Origin of the sequence: Vibrio sp. ED002 (assembly GCF_023277445.1) — a bacterium.
GTDB lineage: Bacteria > Pseudomonadota > Gammaproteobacteria > Enterobacterales > Vibrionaceae > Vibrio > Vibrio jasicida.
The window spans coordinates 1,382,996-1,399,559 of the sequence record NZ_CP080239.1 but is presented as its reverse complement, the minus strand read 5'-3'; the positions used below and the strand labels follow the sequence as shown (position 1 = coordinate 1,399,559).

Below are 16,564 nucleotides of genomic sequence, written 5' to 3'. Positions count from 1 at the left end.
GTTGAAACCAGTGCTAACTTAACTTTACTGCGTTGCTTCGTCGCACACTTGTTTTTGTATGGCTGGCGGCGCTGGTTCGTAATGGCTGAGCGTCATATTGAAACTGCCTTCACCCCCAGTTATTGAGCGCAATCGTCGAGCATAATCTTGCAGTTCGTTAACTGGAGATTTTGCTCTTAGCATGGTGAAGTTCGCATCGATAGGCTCAGTACCCTCAATCAAGCCTCGGTTCCCTGAAAGATCGCCAGACACATCACCGACATTCGATGTCGGAATATGCAGTTCCATTTGAACAATCGGTTCCAATACAATTGGTCCGGCATTATTGATGGCATCTAGAAAGGCTTTTTTACCGGCGACCACAAAGGCGATCTCTTTTGAATCAACCGAGTGGTATTTACCATCGTAAACAGTCACTTCGACATCTTTGATTGGGTTACCAGAAATCGCTCCTTCTTCAAGAGCTTGTACAATGCCTTTTTCTACAGCAGGGATAAGTGAGGTTGGAATCGTTCCGCCGACCACTTTATTCACGAACTTAAAGCCAGTTCCCCGTTCTAGGGGGCGCACTTTCAACTGCACTTCACCAAACTGACCAGCTCCGCCACTTTGTTTCTTATGACGGTAATGTCCTTCAGCAGGCTTAGTAATGGTTTCAAAATACTCGACACTTGGTTGGCTGGTCTCCACTTCCAGTTTGTAAACAGAAGACATTTTCTCTAATGCCACTTTGAGGTGGAATTCACCCTGTCCACTAATGATGGTTTCATTAGTACGTGCACGATGTTCGATTCGAAGAGAAGGGTCTTCACTGGCGATTTTATTCAGCACATCTCCAAGCTTTTGTTCGTCGCCACGCTTAACGGGTTTTAGGCACAGCGAGTACATTGAATCAGGGAAGTTGAGGGTTTTAAGTTGCACGCCATCTTCTTCATGAGAGTCATGAACAATGGAATCAAATTCCAGCTCATCCACTTTGGCGAGCACACAGAAATCGCCAGCAAGCGCCTTTGGGATCTCCGTTCTGTCTTTGCCTTGCAATTGGTAGAGATGACCGACTTTGAACGCTTTGTTGCTTTCGCCAATGTAGAGTTGGCTGCCCGCGTTGATTTCACCTTGGTAAACACGCAAGTAGGCGAGTTTGCCCATGTAAGGATCGACGCTGATCTTGTACACATGCGCTACGCTGTGCTCAAGTGCTTCACAGTTTACTTTGACCTTCTTGCCGTTTTTCTCCAACAGCGGTGGGTTACCTTCATTTGGCATCGGCATGATTTCTGCCAACGTTCTTAAGAGCAGTTCGACGCCTGCGCCCGTTTCAGAAGAAACAAAACAAATTGGGATCACGTGTCCGGTTCTCAATGCTTCTTCAAACGGATCATGCAGTTGTTCTGCTGTCAGTTCTGAGCCTTGTTCGAGATAGAGTTCCATTAAGGCTTCATCGACCTCAATAACCTGATCAATCAGAGTTTCGTGAGCATCTTCAACTCGTGAAAGCAAAGTGTCACGTTCTAATTCTGGCTCAAAATAACAGTCGACCACGGATTTGGCATCGGCTGAAGGTAAGTTGATTGGTAAACAGTTATCGCCAAAATGCTCAATGATGTTTTCCATCACGGCTTCAAGCTTATTACCGTGATTGTCTAGCTTGTTGATGATGATCATCTGGCATTTTTGTTGCTGTTTCGCGAAGGTAAATAAGCGATCAGCTGTTTGGTTGATGGGCATTTGAGGGTCGATGATCAACGCTGAAGTTTCCACGGCAGGGAATACGCTGAGCGTGCGTCCGAGTAATTCGTTCTGTCCCGGAGTGTCGATGAGATTAAGGCAATGTTTATTCCAACTTAGGGCGACTGGGGTGGCTTCGATACTGTGTTGATATTGGATGGATTGTTGGTCGAAATCGGTCACCGTATCGCCTTTTTCCACACAACCTAAATGGTTGGTAGCTTGGCAGGTGTAGAGCAGTTTTTCTATCAGTGTGGTTTTGCCGGTACCCGTTTGACCGACAAAGGCGATGTTGCGGATCTTATTGATAGGCATAGAGCCTCCTTGCAAATGACGTGCGAAACCGAGTGAGCCTTTAGCGGCCAATCAACGGTTCCAAAGCAAACCTGATATCAGGCACGAACTGCATTGGAGTAGGGCGGGTTTACCGCCTTTTCGTCTTCCATGTCATTTTTCGGATGACTCTATACATACAACCACCACCTTGCTGAAAAAGCGCATTAGAGGTTACTACGGTATTAGCATGCCGTAATAACCCCGTAATTTATGTGACTTATTTCATGCTGACGGTGATTGCTTTTTAATCTAGGTCATGAAATGGGTGATGGGGTGATCACTGATCCTTTACAGGACGATTTCACCTTCTCGATATACCAAAGCAGGCTCAACATCTTGACCCAGTAAAACCGGACCATCTAAGTCGACCACTTTCGATTGAACAGCGATAGGTAGTGCTGCTCGCATCGCCAATGAAGTGCCTAGCATGCAACCAGACATCAAGGTAAAGCCAAGGCGTTTCGCTTCTTCTGCAAGCAGTAGGGCTTCGGTTAGACCACCCGTCTTGTCGAGCTTGATGTTGACCATCTCGTATTTGCCTACCAATTCATGCAATTGTTGGAGCGTATGGCAACTTTCATCGGCACAAAGTGGAATAGGGTGCGAAATGTCTTTTAGCTTGTCATCGTCATTCGATGGCAAAGGTTGCTCAATCATTGCGATATTCAATGGCGCTAGCGCGGCAAAGGTGGCGTCTAAATCCAGTTCTTGCCATGCTTCGTTCGCATCCAGCACGATCATCGCATCGCCTGCCGCTTCACGAACTGCGCGAACACGCTCAATCACTTGTTCGCCATCGAGCTTCACTTTAAGTAGTTTTGCGCCTTGTTCGATATAACTACGGGCCTGGTTTGCCATTGCCTCTGGCGTGTTAATCGACACAGTCATCGCAGTGACAATCGATGCTGGCAGTTCAAATAAATCTTGAGTGTGTTGCTTGCCCGCTAGCTTAGCTTGTAAGTTCCACATCGCACAGTCGAGTGCATTACGTGCCGCACCACCAGGGAGAAGGGTTTGGAGCTTTTCTCTGAGGGAGACAATATTCGCATCACCTCCGGCAAACAAACCTTGCAGTTCATGGGCGGCTTGAAAAATGGCTTTGATCACCGATTCCACCGACTCGCCGTAACGGGGATAAGGCGTACATTCACCTTGGGCGCTGATGCCGTTCTGCTCTATGGTTACTCGCACCACGTGACATTCGGTTCGACTGCCACGGGAGATACGGAAAGGCGTCGCCATCGCAATGGTGACGGGCTCTACATGAATTTTCATCGCGTCTACAATCCTTAAATCGCAACTTAAATCGCAATAATGTGTTGAGCAATTTGCTCTACGCCAAAACGCACAGGATCGGTCACTGTTACTTGGTATTGCTTACTCCAGTCTTGGCAAAGCTGTGCGGCATCATCTTCACTGATTGCAGAAGTATTCAAGCAGATTCCGACAAGACGTGTGTCAGAGTTTGTTAAACGTGCAGCCTGTAAATTCGCTTCGATGGTTTGTTCAATCGTTGGCAACTTAGCATGAGGAAGGTTGCGAATGTGCGGGCGACCGATCTCGTGACACAATACCAAAGCGTCTGCTTGTGCGCCGTGAAGCAAGCCTAAACTCACGCCAGCAAAAGACGGATTGAATAGTGAACCTTGCCCTTCAATGATGTCCCATTCATGGTCTGTAAACTCAGGGCTAATGGCTTCCACCGCACCAGAGATAAAGTCCGCGACAACCGCATCAATCGAAATACCACTGCCCGCGACTAAGATGCCTGTTTGACCTGTGGCCTTGAACTCAGCTTTACAACCAGATTGCTGTAAGGCTTTCTCAATAGCGAGGGCTGAGAACATTTTGCCAACCGAGCAATCGGTGCCAACCGTTAGTAAGCGTTTACCTGAGCGCGTCTTACCATTGCCCACTTTCAGCGGTTCATCGTAATGGCGTACATCATGCAATTTAGTTAAACCACGTTGCTGTAAATCTTTTAAAGGCGCAAATTCGGAAAGTCGTTGATGCATGCCTGATGCGATTTCAAACCCCATTTCCGCTGCCTCTAGTAATGTCGCCTGCCATGATTCAGGAATAACACCACCAGGATTTGCTGTGCCAATCACCAAGGTTTTTGCACCTTGCTGCTGAGCTTGTTGCAGCGTCATATCTATTAAACCTAGGGAGACGGTTTCTGACGTAAGGCGAAGTTGCCCTAAGCAAATTTCAGGACGCCATTGATGAATGCCTCGCGCGGTTTTTGCGGCGAGTGGGTCGGTGACGTCGCCGAGAAATAGTAAGTAAGGTTGAGCGATTTGCATGATGGTTCCCTCTGTCATTCAATATGTTTTCAAACAATACGTTTTCAAGTAATGGCGTTTTCAAACAATGTAGCCAGTTTGAAGAGGGAGGCCGAATGCCTATTTGTTGTGCGCCTATAACTTGAAGTTATGGACAAAGGTAAGCACTAACTTACTGATTCACCTGATGCTTTACGGAATCGATAAATAGCTTGGTAGAAATAGACTGTGGGGTGTGCTCGGCAAATAAGATAGACACTGAAAACGACAATGTAGGAGAGAGTGAGCGCACGCTGACTGCTTCATCATGCTGATATTGTTTTGCGGTCCAAGGATCAACAATGGCGAAACCTGCGTGGTGTTTGACTAACTCTGCCGCCGCAGCGTAACTGCGCACCGTAATTGGATGTTGGTAGTGTTCGTCGCGAGCGGTTAAGGTTTGGTGCAGCAATAAACCAAGCGGGTCACGACTGTCCAAGCCGATGATTGGCAATTCGTGCTGAATCAAATCATCAAACGAAATGGTGTCGTTGTCCGAATTGAGCGTTTCTTTTGGTGCAATTAGAACAAGTTGTTGCTTAAGTAAAACCTCACTCAAAATCGCGGGAGGGGCTTCTTCGCCAAAGGCAATCGCCACATCCAATTCGTGCTTAAGCAAGCCTGAACATAGCTCATCACGGTTTGCCGTTAGTAGTTCAAACGAGATACTTTGTTGCTTGGAAAGAGTGGCAACGGTTGGAGCAAGCAATTGGGAAGCCAATACGGGGGGAGCTCCAACTCTCAAGTGTTGAGTGCCTTGTTTCACCTTATTGGTGAGCGAGCGAAATTGGCCGAGTTGCTGATAGACCTTCTCTGCTTCTGGTAACAGTGCTTTGGCTTCTTGCGTTGGCACTAAACGACCTTTGACGCGTTCGAATAAAGCAAAGCTAAGTTGTTGCTCCGAATGGGCAAGCACCCGAGTGACGTTTGGTTGAGAGACATGTAACAAACGTGCAGCGCCAGAGACTGTTCCGGTTTGCATGATGGCATAGAAGACTTCCAGTTGTCTTAAGTTCACTGCGCTTTCCTTTGCGTTTATTGAGCAAGATGAGAATCTCTAATTTACTTCATTAAGGATTGCATCTCTATATGGATGTGCGGTTCTGGTTTGTGAGAGGAAATCATATCGCACCAAACATCGTTGAAATGATTGTATTTTCTTCGTTTTTGTCTGCTTGAATATGTTAACGTGGTTTAACTTTGAACCTCAAGCATACTTGAGGTAAAGCGCTTTTAGAAAAAGGATGAAGAGATGGAAATCAGTGTTGGTGAAGTGGCAAAGCGTTCTGGCGTTAAGGTATCTGCATTGCACTTTTACGAGCAAAAGGGGTTAATTTCAAGTTGGCGGAATCAAGGAAATCAACGCCGTTATCATCGTAGTGTGCTACGTCGTGTAGCGGTCATTAAAGCCGCGCAGCAGGTGGGCTTGTCATTAGAAGAGATAAAGCAAGCACTTGAAGAATTACCTAAGCACCAAGCACCGAACAAAGTTCAATGGGAAACCATGGCAAGCCATTGGCATGAGCAGTTAGAGCAGAAAATTCAGAAACTCAAGGCATTGCAAAGTGACTTAGGTAGCTGTATTGGCTGTGGTTGTTTGTCATTAGAAACTTGTGCATTAAGAAACCCGGAAGACGTATTAGGGAAAGATCATGCAGGGTCGAATTTGACGCTAGATGAAGAAGGATGAACGCCTTCTCCACCTGCACACTTTAAGATTTGAATGTGGATTATTGTTCTGCGGCTGAGTACAGCAAGCGTTCGAATCGTTCATGGCCATGAAGAAGTTCAAGGTCTTGCTCTTCCGCTAGCAGATCTCGAATTGATGGGCTGGTGTCTATCGCACGTTCAAGATCTTCAATCGCTTGTTCTTCTATCCCTAAGCGAGAGTATGCACAAGCACGTTGATACAACGCTGGGCCGTTGGTGTCATCGACTTCAAGTACGCGGTTACAAAGGCTCAATGCCCAGTGGTACTCTTTGATTTCCATTGCTGCGTCTGCTTTGTATGTTAGTGCTTCTAAATCTCCAGGTCGAACTAGTAAGATCTCATCGTAAATATCGATACGCTGCTCAGGTGTTTGTGAGCTTTGTGCACGCAACCATAAATTGTGGATTTCGTTGATTTTCTCAATCTCTTTGTTGTTCTCACTGATGATACGCGTTTTGCGTTTTAAATCGCGTTCTAATTCTAGGAATTTTTTCTCATATTCTTGAGCAATTTTTTCGAGGCGTTTGTCCGCCATTTCTGTGGTGTTGTTCTTAAATTCGCGAAGAGATTGCCAACCAACAAAGGCGATCAAAGAAGCGACACCAGCAATGATGTAGAAGAAGTAAGTGACCGTTACGTTGGCGTAGTTCAACGATTTGTCCGCGACAGTCAGTTCACGATCGGTGATTTCGACGATCATTCGTCGCTCCAGATCTTGTTGTTCTTGACGCAGTGATTTCAGTTCATCGAGGATGTAGCGTTCCATCAATGGTCTGTCTAGCATCTCGGACTCTGAGTATTTTTCTTCTGATGCAAGAGTTGGGAAAGAGAGCAGAGCAGCGAAGAAGATGCCGATGATTAAGCGCATAGAACGTCCTTTTGCGTCGAGAATGGATGAATCTCTGAAACCATAGCAAATACAGACAAGGTTTAGCAAAAATCAGATGAAAAATGCTTGTTTTATAAAGTGTTCTGATGGGCTCATATCTTGTTCTTTTGATCATGAATGGATACTCTTTCCGGTTAGTAAAGCGATGGAAAAGCAGAACCAAGGAACAGAAGTATGGACGCCAAAGCACAAGCTTATCTTACCCATTATATGGAGACGCTCTCTGAACAAGCGCAAGCAGCGATTCCCTCAGTAAGCGCTGATTATTATTGTGCTGACGAGTACAACGCCAATACTTGTGCTGAGCTGGTTAGAATTGGCCAGAAAACGGCCTCTTGTAGTATGGAGCTCTGGTACAGCGAACACGGAGAGGTGATGCCTCAAGTCGGGCACTTACAAGTGGTGACCAATTGGGACGGCGAACCTGTTTGTATTATTCAAATTACAGACGTCAGTACCTGCCGATATTCGGACGTGAGTGAAGAATTTGCCCAAGCTGAAGGGGAAGGTGATCGCACGATAGCTTGGTGGCGAGAAGCGCACACTAAATTCTTTAAAGCGGAATGTGAGGAGCTTGGCATCGAGTGGCACGATCAACGTTTATTGGTGCTTGAGCGTTTTAGAGTGGTTTACCCTATATCCAAGTAACCCAATTAAAAAGGTTTGGCGCGTTGCCAAGCCTTTTCACTAAATATGATGATTTACGCCAATTGTTCTTGGCTATAGAGTTGTTGGAGCAGCGCTTGCCATTCTTCTCTTAATACGCCGTATTTGATGGAGTCGTAGTACTCGCCTTGGTAGTAACGTACTTTACGAATCCGGGCTTCCTGTTGCATGCCAAGCTTTTCTGCGCAACGCATCATTCTTGGGTTACCAGACCACGTTGTTAAACCAACTCGTGCTATGTCTTGGGTTTCGAATATATGGCTAATCCAAGGTACTAGCGCACAAAACCCCAACCCTTTGTCCCAAGAGTTTGAATCGTAAATGACGATGCCAGCTTCAAGCCAGCGAGTGCTCTCACATTCCCAATACCAACTCACTGAACCAACGGGCTTACCTTCGAACTCAATCAATAACATGTCTTCACCTTTCAGTAGGCGTTGAAAGGTGTGGTTACGAAAGCCTTCTAATGTCGGTGTTTGATAAGGGAAGTAAGGACCGTTGAATTGCGCCCAGCGTTCATCCTCAGTGATGAGCTTATAGAGCGCTTTGGCTTCTTCCGGAACGGCTCGTCTTAATGTGACGCCTTGGAAATGGTACATAACACTCCTTTTAGTACGAATAAGAGTAACGAATTAACGTTTGACCGCAGTGACGCTGAACATGTGCCAATGTTTTGCATTGCCGAGAGCAGTGCTGCCATCTTCATCCCGCTCATGGAAGTGGAGAATGTCATATCCTTCAAACAATGCTTCGACTTGCTCTCTGGTGAACGCACTGATGTCTGGATGCGTTTTGGCTTTGACCCAAGAGTCTTTCACGCCCAGTAAATCCCCACAAAAAACACCGCCGGAGACTAAGGCAGAGTCGATTCTTCGCCATACGCTTTCAAAGTGCTCACTAGGGCAAAAGAACAAACTCGCACTGGCAATGAACAAGCTGCATTGCGGGTAATCAAAGTCACTAAAGCAAGACTGCGATATGGAAAAGTTAGGATTGCCTTCGAAACGCGTCAAGCAAGTTTCCACCGCATCTTGATGAGTGTCAAACGCGTAAACGGTAAAGCCTTGATTGAGGAGGTAGTTGGAATCTCGACCGGTACCGCATCCTGCATCAATGGCGATTTTGTTGTCGAGCGTAAGCAGATTGGCGGCACGTTCTACGTTTGGTCGGTGAGGTTGGCTCGCAACCTTTTGGTAGTATTCGTTCCATGTTACTGACATTGAGATTCCTTTCTTATGTGTAAAAACGCTACTCAGTGCTGAATAGCGTTTTGATTTAGACTAGCTGACGTTATCTTTCGCTGGGAAGCTAAAGCTGATCCTCGATTGGCAGGATGCCCGAGAACCAAGCGCCCATTTTTCTCCACACACTGGCTTCTGGCTCTGAATCAAATTCTTCGCCTGTCGCTTGATCAATCCATGCGATATCACCATCTTTGATGATGAGTTGATAGGCATTTTCTTTCAACTGCTCTGGCAAAACGGTTTGTTGTTTTTGCACGTACTTTGGTTGCTCTATAACTACGCCCATCTCTGTATTGAGCTCAGCCGAACGCGGATCCCAGTTCATCGAACCTACAAACAAGGTTTTCCCATCGATCATCATGGCTTTGGCGTGCAGACTCGCTCGGCTGCTACCGGTTAAGCTCCATTTACTTTTAATTTTCGCACTGGCTTTTACTTCCCAAAGTTTAATGCCCGCTTTGACCAAATCTTCTCGGTACTTGGCGTACCAACCGTGCACAGCAAATACATCGTTTGATGCCAAGCTATTCGTCACGATGGTGATATCTATCCCGCGTTTTGCCGCATCAGTCAGAGCTTTTGTTCCGGATTCTGTCGGCACAAAGTAAGGGGAAATTAGAACAAAAGAATCTTCAACGTTCTCAAGGAGTTCACCTAAGTTTGCGACCAGTTGGCTTTCTTGAGTGGCAATCTTATCGGGTAAATCGAACCACACTTGGCCTTGTCCCCAATACAGTTTCAGTTTGCCTTGTTGGAGCTCCTCGTACAGGTCTAACTCTTTGAAGTTATAGGGACCGGTAGAAAACTTCTCTTCCAATTTGAGTTTTTTTACTTGCGCTTGAATCGCATCGTCTGCCACTTTTTCAGACTCAGGCACAATCCATTCCATTGGGATGGCATAGAGACTATTCCAATACAAATCGAATTGGTCAGCAGTTTGCGTCACGGCCTCGCCATATAGCATCAAATCGAAATCACCAAACTCGACATTGGACTCGAAAGAGAAGTATTCATTACCAATGTTTCTGCCGCCGACAATGGCAGACACACTATCGGAAATTAGAGCCTTGTTGTGCATGCGGCGATTGAGGCGATCAAAGTCACTTGCCAATGCAAATACACGCGCATCTCGATATTGGTGTGGGTTAAACAGTCGGATTTCGATGTTTGGGTGAGCGTTCAGCTCTGCCATTCCTGCATCGTTTCGCTTTTGCATGTCATCTAGAAGCAGGCGAACGCGTACACCACGTTTTGCTGCTTCATACAAACGCCACGTCATTAGTTGACTGGTCTCATCACTGCGGTAGATGTAGTACTGCAAATCTAGGCTTTTTTCGGCAGACTCAATCAGTGCGATTCGAGCTAATAGCGCATCGTTTCCCTGATTAAGAGGGTAAAAGCCAGTGTCTGAGTTCGGGTCTTTGTCGTAGCTTTCAAAAAATTCTGCCAAAGATGAGTCATTTTGATAACCGAACTGAAAGCTGGATGATTTCTCACTTGGATCTCTTGGCTGAATTGAGGAGCAAGCCGAGACAAGTACAAGCATTGAACCGAGTAAGGCTTTAGAGAGAGAACGTAGCAATGCACACTTCCTTGTTAATACACAACGTAACTCTTTGATTATATATCAAGCTTTAAATCTGGGTAATGCGAGTGATTGTAGCCAAGTCGCAGATTTCTCAATAAAGCAACCGAATCGGAATGACTCGATATGGCTTTTGGAAGGCATATTATTCGGGCGGACAATATCATGTTTTTTACTTATGTTTTACTTAGAAATGGTCAATATCACTAATATCTGGTGGTAATTACCAATACTGCACTGAGAAAAATTACCGTTTCAGCTTAACTTATTGATATTTAAAGGGTAAACGTTTGGCATGACGATTGCGTATAAACAGTGAGCGTGAGAGGTCGTAACTTGCGGAGATGGTTAAGTTTTTGTTAATTTTATTAACTTGCCATGGATAGTTCTTTTGTGATTGATAATCGCGAAACACAGCGGAAGCACGGCGCTCTTATAAAGTTGTCTATTTCAGATGCAAACACTCACTGTTTGTCCGCGGGGAGTAGGAGATTGGGTTATCGAACGTTTCGTTTGTTAATTCATCTCTAAGGCTAAGGCCTGACGGGGATGAACAGGAGAATACAAAAATAAAAAAGGATTTTTGATGTTAGCAAAACCAGTATTACGTTGGCTTTTACCCTTCGTCGTAGTTGGTGGCTCTTATGCGGGTTATGCCGCGATTGCCGCTACTGCGCCCGAAAAAGAGTCAATCAAAGACACCATTACTGAACCCACAGTACAAACCTCTTCACTTTTTCCTACCGATCATAAAGTTGTTATCACCAGTCACGGTGAAATGCGTCCATTCGAAAAAACGCACTTAGCAGCGCAAGTTAGCGGCGAAGTGATCAGTTGGCACCCAAATTTTGTGACGGGTGGAATCGTAAAGCGTGGTGAAGTGTTATTCACGATTGAAAGTGATAACTATGAAGCGGCTGTTCTACAAGCAGAAGCGGGCTTGGCAAGTGCACGTGCTGCGTTGATCGAGGAACAAGCCAAAGCGGAAGTCGCAAAACGCCAAGCGAAAAAGTTAAGCAACAAACAAGTCACAGACCTTTACCTACGTAAGCCCCATGTCTTGAGTGCTCAGGCGCAAGTCAAGTCTGCTCAAGCTGCGTTGAAGCGAGCTAACCGCGACCTAGAAAACTGTAAAGTGATTGCGCCATACGATGCACTTGTTGTTGAGCGTGATATCGGTGTGGGGCAGTTTGTCTCTTCCGGCTCTCGCGTTGCAACCTTGAACAATATCGAAGTGGCGGAGATCCACGTTCCTATCGCTGGTTTTGACAGTGCATTCCTTCCTGAATCTTTGAAAGAGCTACGTGCGACTGTAACCCAGCAAGGCATTCTATCGACCACTCGTGAAGGTAAAGTGGTTCGCGATCTCGGCATGATCGACAGCGCGACGCGCATGATCAATATGGTGATTCAAGTTCGTGACCCATATGGTCTAGACAATAATCAGCCACCGATTAAGTTTGGTTCATACGTTGAAGTGAGCTTTACCGGTAAAGAGCTCAAGCACATTTATCGTCTCCCTCAGGAGTTAGTAAAGAACCGCACCGTTTGGGTCGTGAATGGCGAAAACGAACTGCAACCGAGAACCGTCAATGTACTTCGTGCAGAAGGTGAGTTCCTACTTGTGGGGGAAGGTCTTGAGCAATCAGACAAGTTGGTTCTGACGTTACCTGAGTACCCGCAAAAAGGCATGGCTGTCCAAGTCGCAAAAAAGAATGACGACTCCGAAACCGTCGTACAGTAAGTAGGAGTCAATCATGGAAGAGAATCAACAAAAGGGCATCATTGCCTATTTTGCGAACAACTCTGTCGCCGCGAACCTAATGATGGTGTTTATCATCGTAATGGGTATCGTGAGCTTCATGTTCATTCAACGACAAATGTTCCCGAACGTTGAAGTTAACTACATCAACATTCGAGCAGCTTATCCTGGTGCCTCTCCGCAAGAGATTGAAGAGAGTATCTTGGTTAAAGTCGAAGAATCGATCAAAGACGTCACTGGCATCAAAAAGACAGTGGCACGAGCTTCTCGAGGCAGCGCTTATGTATCGATAGAAGTGGATGTGAATGCCGACATCAAACGTGTATTGGACGATGTAAAGCAACGGGTAGACACCTTATCCAATTTGCCGGCAGGCATGGAACCCATCAACGTTTATCAGGTGGAATGGCGACAAGAGGTAATAGAAATGGGCTTGGTGGGCGATAGACCACTAGAAGAGCTCAAACCTATCGCTAAACAAGTCGAAGACGAATTACTGCAACTGAAAAATGTCATGCTGGTGGATCTTAATGCACCAGAAGAAGAGATTGCTATCGAAGTTGATCCGCTGATTCTTCGTAAATATGACTTAACATTAAGTGATGTGAGCAACGCGATTCGTCGTTACTCAGCGAACTTTTCTGCAGGTGAAGTAAAAACCAACGCAGGCATGATCGCAGTACGTATTGAGAACCAATACTACCGTGGTGATGAGTTCCGCAATATTCCAGTTAAGCTTGGCGCAAACGGTGCAAAAGTTCTGCTACAAGATATCGCAACGATTAAAGATGGCTTTACTGAAGAAGATCGTTACTTCGAATACTCGGGGCAAAACGCGATCTACATGGCGGTTCAAGCCACGCGTGATCAAAACATCATCCCAGTTGCTGAATCCGTTCGTAACTACATCGAAGCAAAGAACAAAACCTTACCTGATGACATTCAACTGAAAGTTCTCGTTGATATGACCTACTACCTAAATGGTCGTCTCGACATGATGCTGAAAAACCTTCTTCAAGGTGCCGCGTTGGTTGCCATCATGCTCTCGGTATTCCTTCGTTTCCGCTTAGCAATGTGGGTGATGTTGGGGCTACCAGTGTGTTTTTTAGGCGCAGTAATGATGATGCCAATGCTGGGTATCACCGTGAACATTGTGTCTTTGTTTGCCTTTATCATGGTGCTCGGAATCGTGGTGGATGACGCCATCGTAACCGGGGAAAGTGCCTACAGTGAGATCGAAGAGAAGGGCGGTGGTGTTGAGAACGTTGTGACGGGTGTTAAGCGTGTCGCGACTCCGGCAACCTTTGGTGTGTTAACCACGATAGCGGTGTTTGCCCCATTCCTACTCTCAAGTGGGATTGATAGTGCCTTCTTCTACGGCATTGCGGGTGTGGTGATCCTGTGTCTAATCTTTAGCTTGATTGAATCAAAGCTGATCCTTCCAGCTCACTTAGCACACACTAACTTTACACCAATCAAAGCGGGCGGTTGGCGTGATAATTTCAACAAGCGCTTCTTCGGCTTTGTTAATGGTCCTTACCGAAGCTTCGTTAAGGTTTGTACTCATTGGCGTTGGACCGTGTTTGCCTTTTTCTGTGGTCTGTTGTTGATTAGTGCTGCTTTAGTTAGCTCGAACTACGTGCGTGTGATTCCAAGCCCTAAAGTACCAACGGATTATCCGGCGATTACGATTGAGATGAATGACACGGTATCGAGCGAGCAAACCATCAATGCGTTAAAAACCATTGAAGGCGTGATGCAGAAAATCGAAAACCAGATCATTGATGAGCATGGTCAGGGGATGATTCGTGATGTGCTTTCTTATAACCGAAGTCGTACTGAAGGTCGTATTCTTGTACCGCTTGTGGATGAAGAACTGCGTCCATTCAATACCTTTGAACTTGCACGTCGCTGGCGTGAGGCAATGCCAGTTATTCCGGGCATGAAGAGCTTTAAGATCCGTGAGCAAAGTGCAGGTGGCGGTGACCGCGACGAGTTTGGTTACTTGCTGTTTGGCTCGGATATCAATGAGCTAAACGAAGCAGGTCGCTATTTGATTGGTCGCCTCCAGCAAGAAGAAGGTCTGTACGATATCTCGTCGTCTATCGATTCCGGTAGTAAAGAGGTACTGTTATCACTTGCCCCTGTTGCTTATGATTTGGGTTTGGATCTCACCATGATCGCAGAGCAAGTCGGTGGCAGTTTCTACGGTGGTGAAGCGCAGCGCATTATTCGTGATGGCGAAGAAATTAAGGTTATGGTGCGTTACCCGCAATTGACGCGTGAAGCCTTCTCATCACTGCGTTACGCTGTGATTACCACACCAGCAGGCAAGAAGGTCATGCTTGGTGATGTGGTGAAGATCAACGAGCAACCGGGTGTGAGTACCATTCGACGTGAAGGCGGTTATCAAACCGTTTATGTCTATGGCTCTATAGATGAAGAGTTGGTTGAACCTCAAGAAGTCGTGAAAGTCATCGACGACAACATCTTACCGGACATGAAGCAAGCCTTCCCAAGCGTGAAAACGGAATTGGGTGGTGACATCGAAGAGCAAGCTGCGCAGCGTAACGAGCAAATCATGTTCTTCATTGCAGGCATGATCATCGTATACATCTTGCTGGCTGTGCCGCTTAAGAGCTACACCCAACCGCTTATTGTCATGTCGGTGATTCCGTTTAGCTTAACGGGGGCGATTTGGGGACACTTCTGGCTAGATATGGACATCAGCATGATGTCGACATTTGGTTTAATCGCGGCAGCGGGTGTGGTTATCAACGATTCTTTGGTGATGACAGATTACGTGAACCAAGTGCGAGAAAAAGGCATGAGCATTAAGCAAGCGGTTGTTGAAGCTGGCTGTGCACGTTTTCGAGCGATCACGCTGACGTCTATTACCACCTTCGCTGGTGTACTTCCTATCATGTTTGAAACCAGTTTGCAGGCGCGTTTTGTTATCCCAATGGCGGTCGCGCTTGGTTTTGCTGTTCTGTTTGCAACTGTCCTTACCTTGATTCTGGTACCTTGTTTGTACCTGATGCTAGAGGATATTAAAAACATCTTCCGCATTATTAAACGATTCTTTGGTCGCTTGATAGGTAAGTTCAAATCACAGTCATCAAACACTGTCGGCAACGAAAGCACGCAAAGCTAGTTTCACCTAAAGCGGAAATCTAAGCAGCCTTCGGGCTGCTTTTTTGTGCCTTAAGCGAACTGAAATGGACTATCTATACTATAAGTTGAGTGAATGGTTAAATGCTCATAAATATCTTTGGTTAATTTAACACTGTGTGTGTGAAATTCGCCATTGAGCAGATGGTGGAAAAATAAACTCTTGTTTAAGTTGTTGATATTAAAGGTTTAAAAAGTTGGCATCCTATGTGCAATGTATAGAGTGCAACCCAATGAACTGCTAATCCCTAAGGAGCTTATTATGCAAAGCGTATTTCTATCTACTCTAGGTCTTATTGCTGTAATGTCATCACCAATCGCTGCTGCTAACACTCTAGACAAAGAAGAGTGGAGTGCGGATTTACGTCAAGAATTTACAACAATGAAGCATGAGGCGGTTGCGGACATCCAACAAATGAACATGGACGCTATTGATGAACGCGATGAACGCATTGTTAAACACATCAAAGAACAACAAGCTCAACTGGTAAAGATCAAATGCCAGAAGACAGAGGCAACCAAGTCATAACCTCTGACGACAAAGATTCCGTGTTAGTCACAAGGACGAGTGATTAACCAGAGTGCATCCGATACAAGCACGACGTTAGTGAGCAGTCAGCGTCAACCTTGTTGCTCTATTTGCCAACCTATTAATGGGTTGGCTTTTTTATGCCTGTTGATTGAGGAGGGGGCGCTAAAACTGGGAATTGAGTAGGAGAAATACGGCAGATAGAAAAAAGCCCGCGAAGAATACCTTCACGGGCGAAAAAAGGGCACCAAATTGGGTGTCTATTCATTTTGGAGATGGTCGAACGTCCATATCATACTGACAATAGGCTTGGTGAGAGGCTTACCACCAGTGCGACCAACGAGGCTAAAGTTAACATTGTTGTAATCATTGTTAAAATGTTAATTCTTCAATCAATGATTTCATTATCGTTAGTTCAAATTGTGAATGTGTTGTCTGTGTGTATTTATACTGTGCTAAATGTCGTTTTTGATAATAAAACTTATCATAAATCCTATAGTGATCATTGGGGTTGGTTATATAAAACTCGACATACTGCATTCTCAATTGTTCATATTTGCACTTAATGCCACATAATAACCCTGTATTTGTTGCGTGTTTGTGTTGTTTTTAACGCTTT

Annotated in this window: 13 protein-coding genes; 5 read left to right on the top strand and 8 right to left on the bottom strand. The window is 45.6% G+C overall.

Annotated features, from left to right (window positions below):
• Nucleotides 1-24: 24 nt before the first annotated feature.
• The 4 genes from fusA to ITG12_RS22855 all read right to left on the bottom strand — a co-directional run bounded on the left by fusA (nt 25) and on the right by ITG12_RS22855 (nt 5,406).
• On the bottom strand, nt 25-2,043 hold the full coding sequence (gene fusA, locus ITG12_RS22870; protein WP_248874141.1) for an elongation factor G: 2,019 nt from the start codon (nt 2,041-2,043) through the stop codon (nt 25-27).
• 309 nt (nt 2,044-2,352) lie between these two features.
• Entirely contained in the window at nt 2,353-3,339 is a 987-nt protein-coding gene (dgcA, locus tag ITG12_RS22865; RefSeq protein ID WP_248874139.1) for an N-acetyl-D-Glu racemase DgcA, read from the bottom strand.
• Between the two features lie 26 nt (nt 3,340-3,365).
• The gene (gene dgcN, locus ITG12_RS22860; protein ID WP_104039999.1) at nt 3,366-4,370 is read right to left on the bottom strand and encodes an N-acetyltransferase DgcN; all 1,005 of its coding nucleotides are present in this window, start codon (nt 4,368-4,370) and stop codon (nt 3,366-3,368) included.
• Nucleotides 4,371-4,521: 151 nt separating this feature from the next.
• Complete coding sequence (locus ITG12_RS22855; RefSeq protein WP_248874137.1) at nt 4,522-5,406, bottom strand: LysR family transcriptional regulator; 885 nt, start codon at nt 5,404-5,406, stop codon at nt 4,522-4,524.
• Between the two features lie 234 nt (nt 5,407-5,640).
• Here ITG12_RS22855 and soxR point away from each other — a divergent pair, with 234 nt between their 5' ends.
• Entirely contained in the window at nt 5,641-6,078 is a 438-nt protein-coding gene (soxR, locus tag ITG12_RS22850; protein ID WP_038864987.1) for a redox-sensitive transcriptional activator SoxR, read from the top strand.
• A gap of 40 nt (nt 6,079-6,118) precedes the next feature.
• On the opposite strand, the gene ITG12_RS22845 is transcribed toward soxR, so the two are convergent.
• Nucleotides 6,119-6,967, bottom strand: a complete 849-nt coding sequence (locus tag ITG12_RS22845) for a hypothetical protein (protein WP_038864988.1) — start codon at nt 6,965-6,967, stop codon at nt 6,119-6,121.
• A 195-nt stretch (nt 6,968-7,162) separates the two neighbouring features.
• Here ITG12_RS22845 and ITG12_RS22840 point away from each other — a divergent pair, with 195 nt between their 5' ends.
• On the top strand, nt 7,163-7,636 hold the full coding sequence (locus ITG12_RS22840) for an ASCH domain-containing protein (protein WP_248874135.1): 474 nt from the start codon (nt 7,163-7,165) through the stop codon (nt 7,634-7,636).
• A gap of 53 nt (nt 7,637-7,689) precedes the next feature.
• Here the strand turns inward: ITG12_RS22840 and ITG12_RS22835 are convergent, their stop codons facing one another.
• The 3 genes from ITG12_RS22835 to ITG12_RS22825 all read right to left on the bottom strand — a co-directional run bounded on the left by ITG12_RS22835 (nt 7,690) and on the right by ITG12_RS22825 (nt 10,480).
• Nucleotides 7,690-8,253, bottom strand: coding sequence for a GNAT family protein (locus ITG12_RS22835; protein WP_038876617.1), 564 nt, complete (start codon nt 8,251-8,253; stop codon nt 7,690-7,692).
• Between the two features lie 33 nt (nt 8,254-8,286).
• The gene (locus ITG12_RS22830) at nt 8,287-8,874 is read right to left on the bottom strand and encodes a class I SAM-dependent methyltransferase (RefSeq protein ID WP_054755512.1); all 588 of its coding nucleotides are present in this window, start codon (nt 8,872-8,874) and stop codon (nt 8,287-8,289) included.
• Between the two features lie 88 nt (nt 8,875-8,962).
• Entirely contained in the window at nt 8,963-10,480 is a 1,518-nt protein-coding gene (locus ITG12_RS22825; RefSeq protein WP_248874134.1) for a phospholipase D family protein, read from the bottom strand.
• Between the two features lie 589 nt (nt 10,481-11,069).
• Here ITG12_RS22825 and ITG12_RS22820 point away from each other — a divergent pair.
• The 3 genes from ITG12_RS22820 to ITG12_RS22810 all read left to right on the top strand — a co-directional run bounded on the left by ITG12_RS22820 (nt 11,070) and on the right by ITG12_RS22810 (nt 15,945).
• Nucleotides 11,070-12,227: an efflux RND transporter periplasmic adaptor subunit gene (locus ITG12_RS22820; protein WP_248874132.1), complete on the top strand. Its 1,158-nt coding sequence runs from the start codon at nt 11,070-11,072 to the stop codon at nt 12,225-12,227.
• 13 nt (nt 12,228-12,240) lie between these two features.
• Nucleotides 12,241-15,399 (top strand): efflux RND transporter permease subunit, encoded by a 3,159-nt coding sequence (locus tag ITG12_RS22815; RefSeq protein WP_038864995.1) that lies wholly within the window; start codon nt 12,241-12,243, stop codon nt 15,397-15,399.
• Nucleotides 15,400-15,678: 279 nt separating this feature from the next.
• A complete protein-coding gene (locus ITG12_RS22810) occupies nt 15,679-15,945 on the top strand; it encodes a hypothetical protein (protein ID WP_005429553.1) in 267 nt (88 codons plus the stop codon).
• Nucleotides 15,946-16,564: the final 619 nt, after the last annotated feature.

What these genes read in the sequence shown, in the direction of transcription:
- ITG12_RS22810 (WP_005429553.1), top strand. Translation starts at nt 15,679, where the DNA reads ATGCAAAGCGTATTTCTATCTACTCTAGGTCTTATTGCTGTAATGTCA.
- ITG12_RS22820 (WP_248874132.1), top strand. Translation starts at nt 11,070, where the DNA reads ATGTTAGCAAAACCAGTATTACGTTGGCTTTTACCCTTCGTCGTAGTT.
- ITG12_RS22835 (WP_038876617.1), bottom strand. Translation starts at nt 8,253, where the DNA reads ATGTACCATTTCCAAGGCGTCACATTAAGACGAGCCGTTCCGGAAGAA.
- dgcN (WP_104039999.1), bottom strand. Translation starts at nt 4,370, where the DNA reads ATGCAAATCGCTCAACCTTACTTACTATTTCTCGGCGACGTCACCGAC.
- ITG12_RS22845 (WP_038864988.1), bottom strand. Translation starts at nt 6,967, where the DNA reads ATGCGCTTAATCATCGGCATCTTCTTCGCTGCTCTGCTCTCTTTCCCA.
- ITG12_RS22815 (WP_038864995.1), top strand. Translation starts at nt 12,241, where the DNA reads ATGGAAGAGAATCAACAAAAGGGCATCATTGCCTATTTTGCGAACAAC.
- fusA (WP_248874141.1), bottom strand. Translation starts at nt 2,043, where the DNA reads ATGCCTATCAATAAGATCCGCAACATCGCCTTTGTCGGTCAAACGGGT.
- soxR (WP_038864987.1), top strand. Translation starts at nt 5,641, where the DNA reads ATGGAAATCAGTGTTGGTGAAGTGGCAAAGCGTTCTGGCGTTAAGGTA.
- ITG12_RS22840 (WP_248874135.1), top strand. Translation starts at nt 7,163, where the DNA reads ATGGACGCCAAAGCACAAGCTTATCTTACCCATTATATGGAGACGCTC.
- dgcA (WP_248874139.1), bottom strand. Translation starts at nt 3,339, where the DNA reads ATGAAAATTCATGTAGAGCCCGTCACCATTGCGATGGCGACGCCTTTC.
- ITG12_RS22830 (WP_054755512.1), bottom strand. Translation starts at nt 8,874, where the DNA reads ATGTCAGTAACATGGAACGAATACTACCAAAAGGTTGCGAGCCAACCT.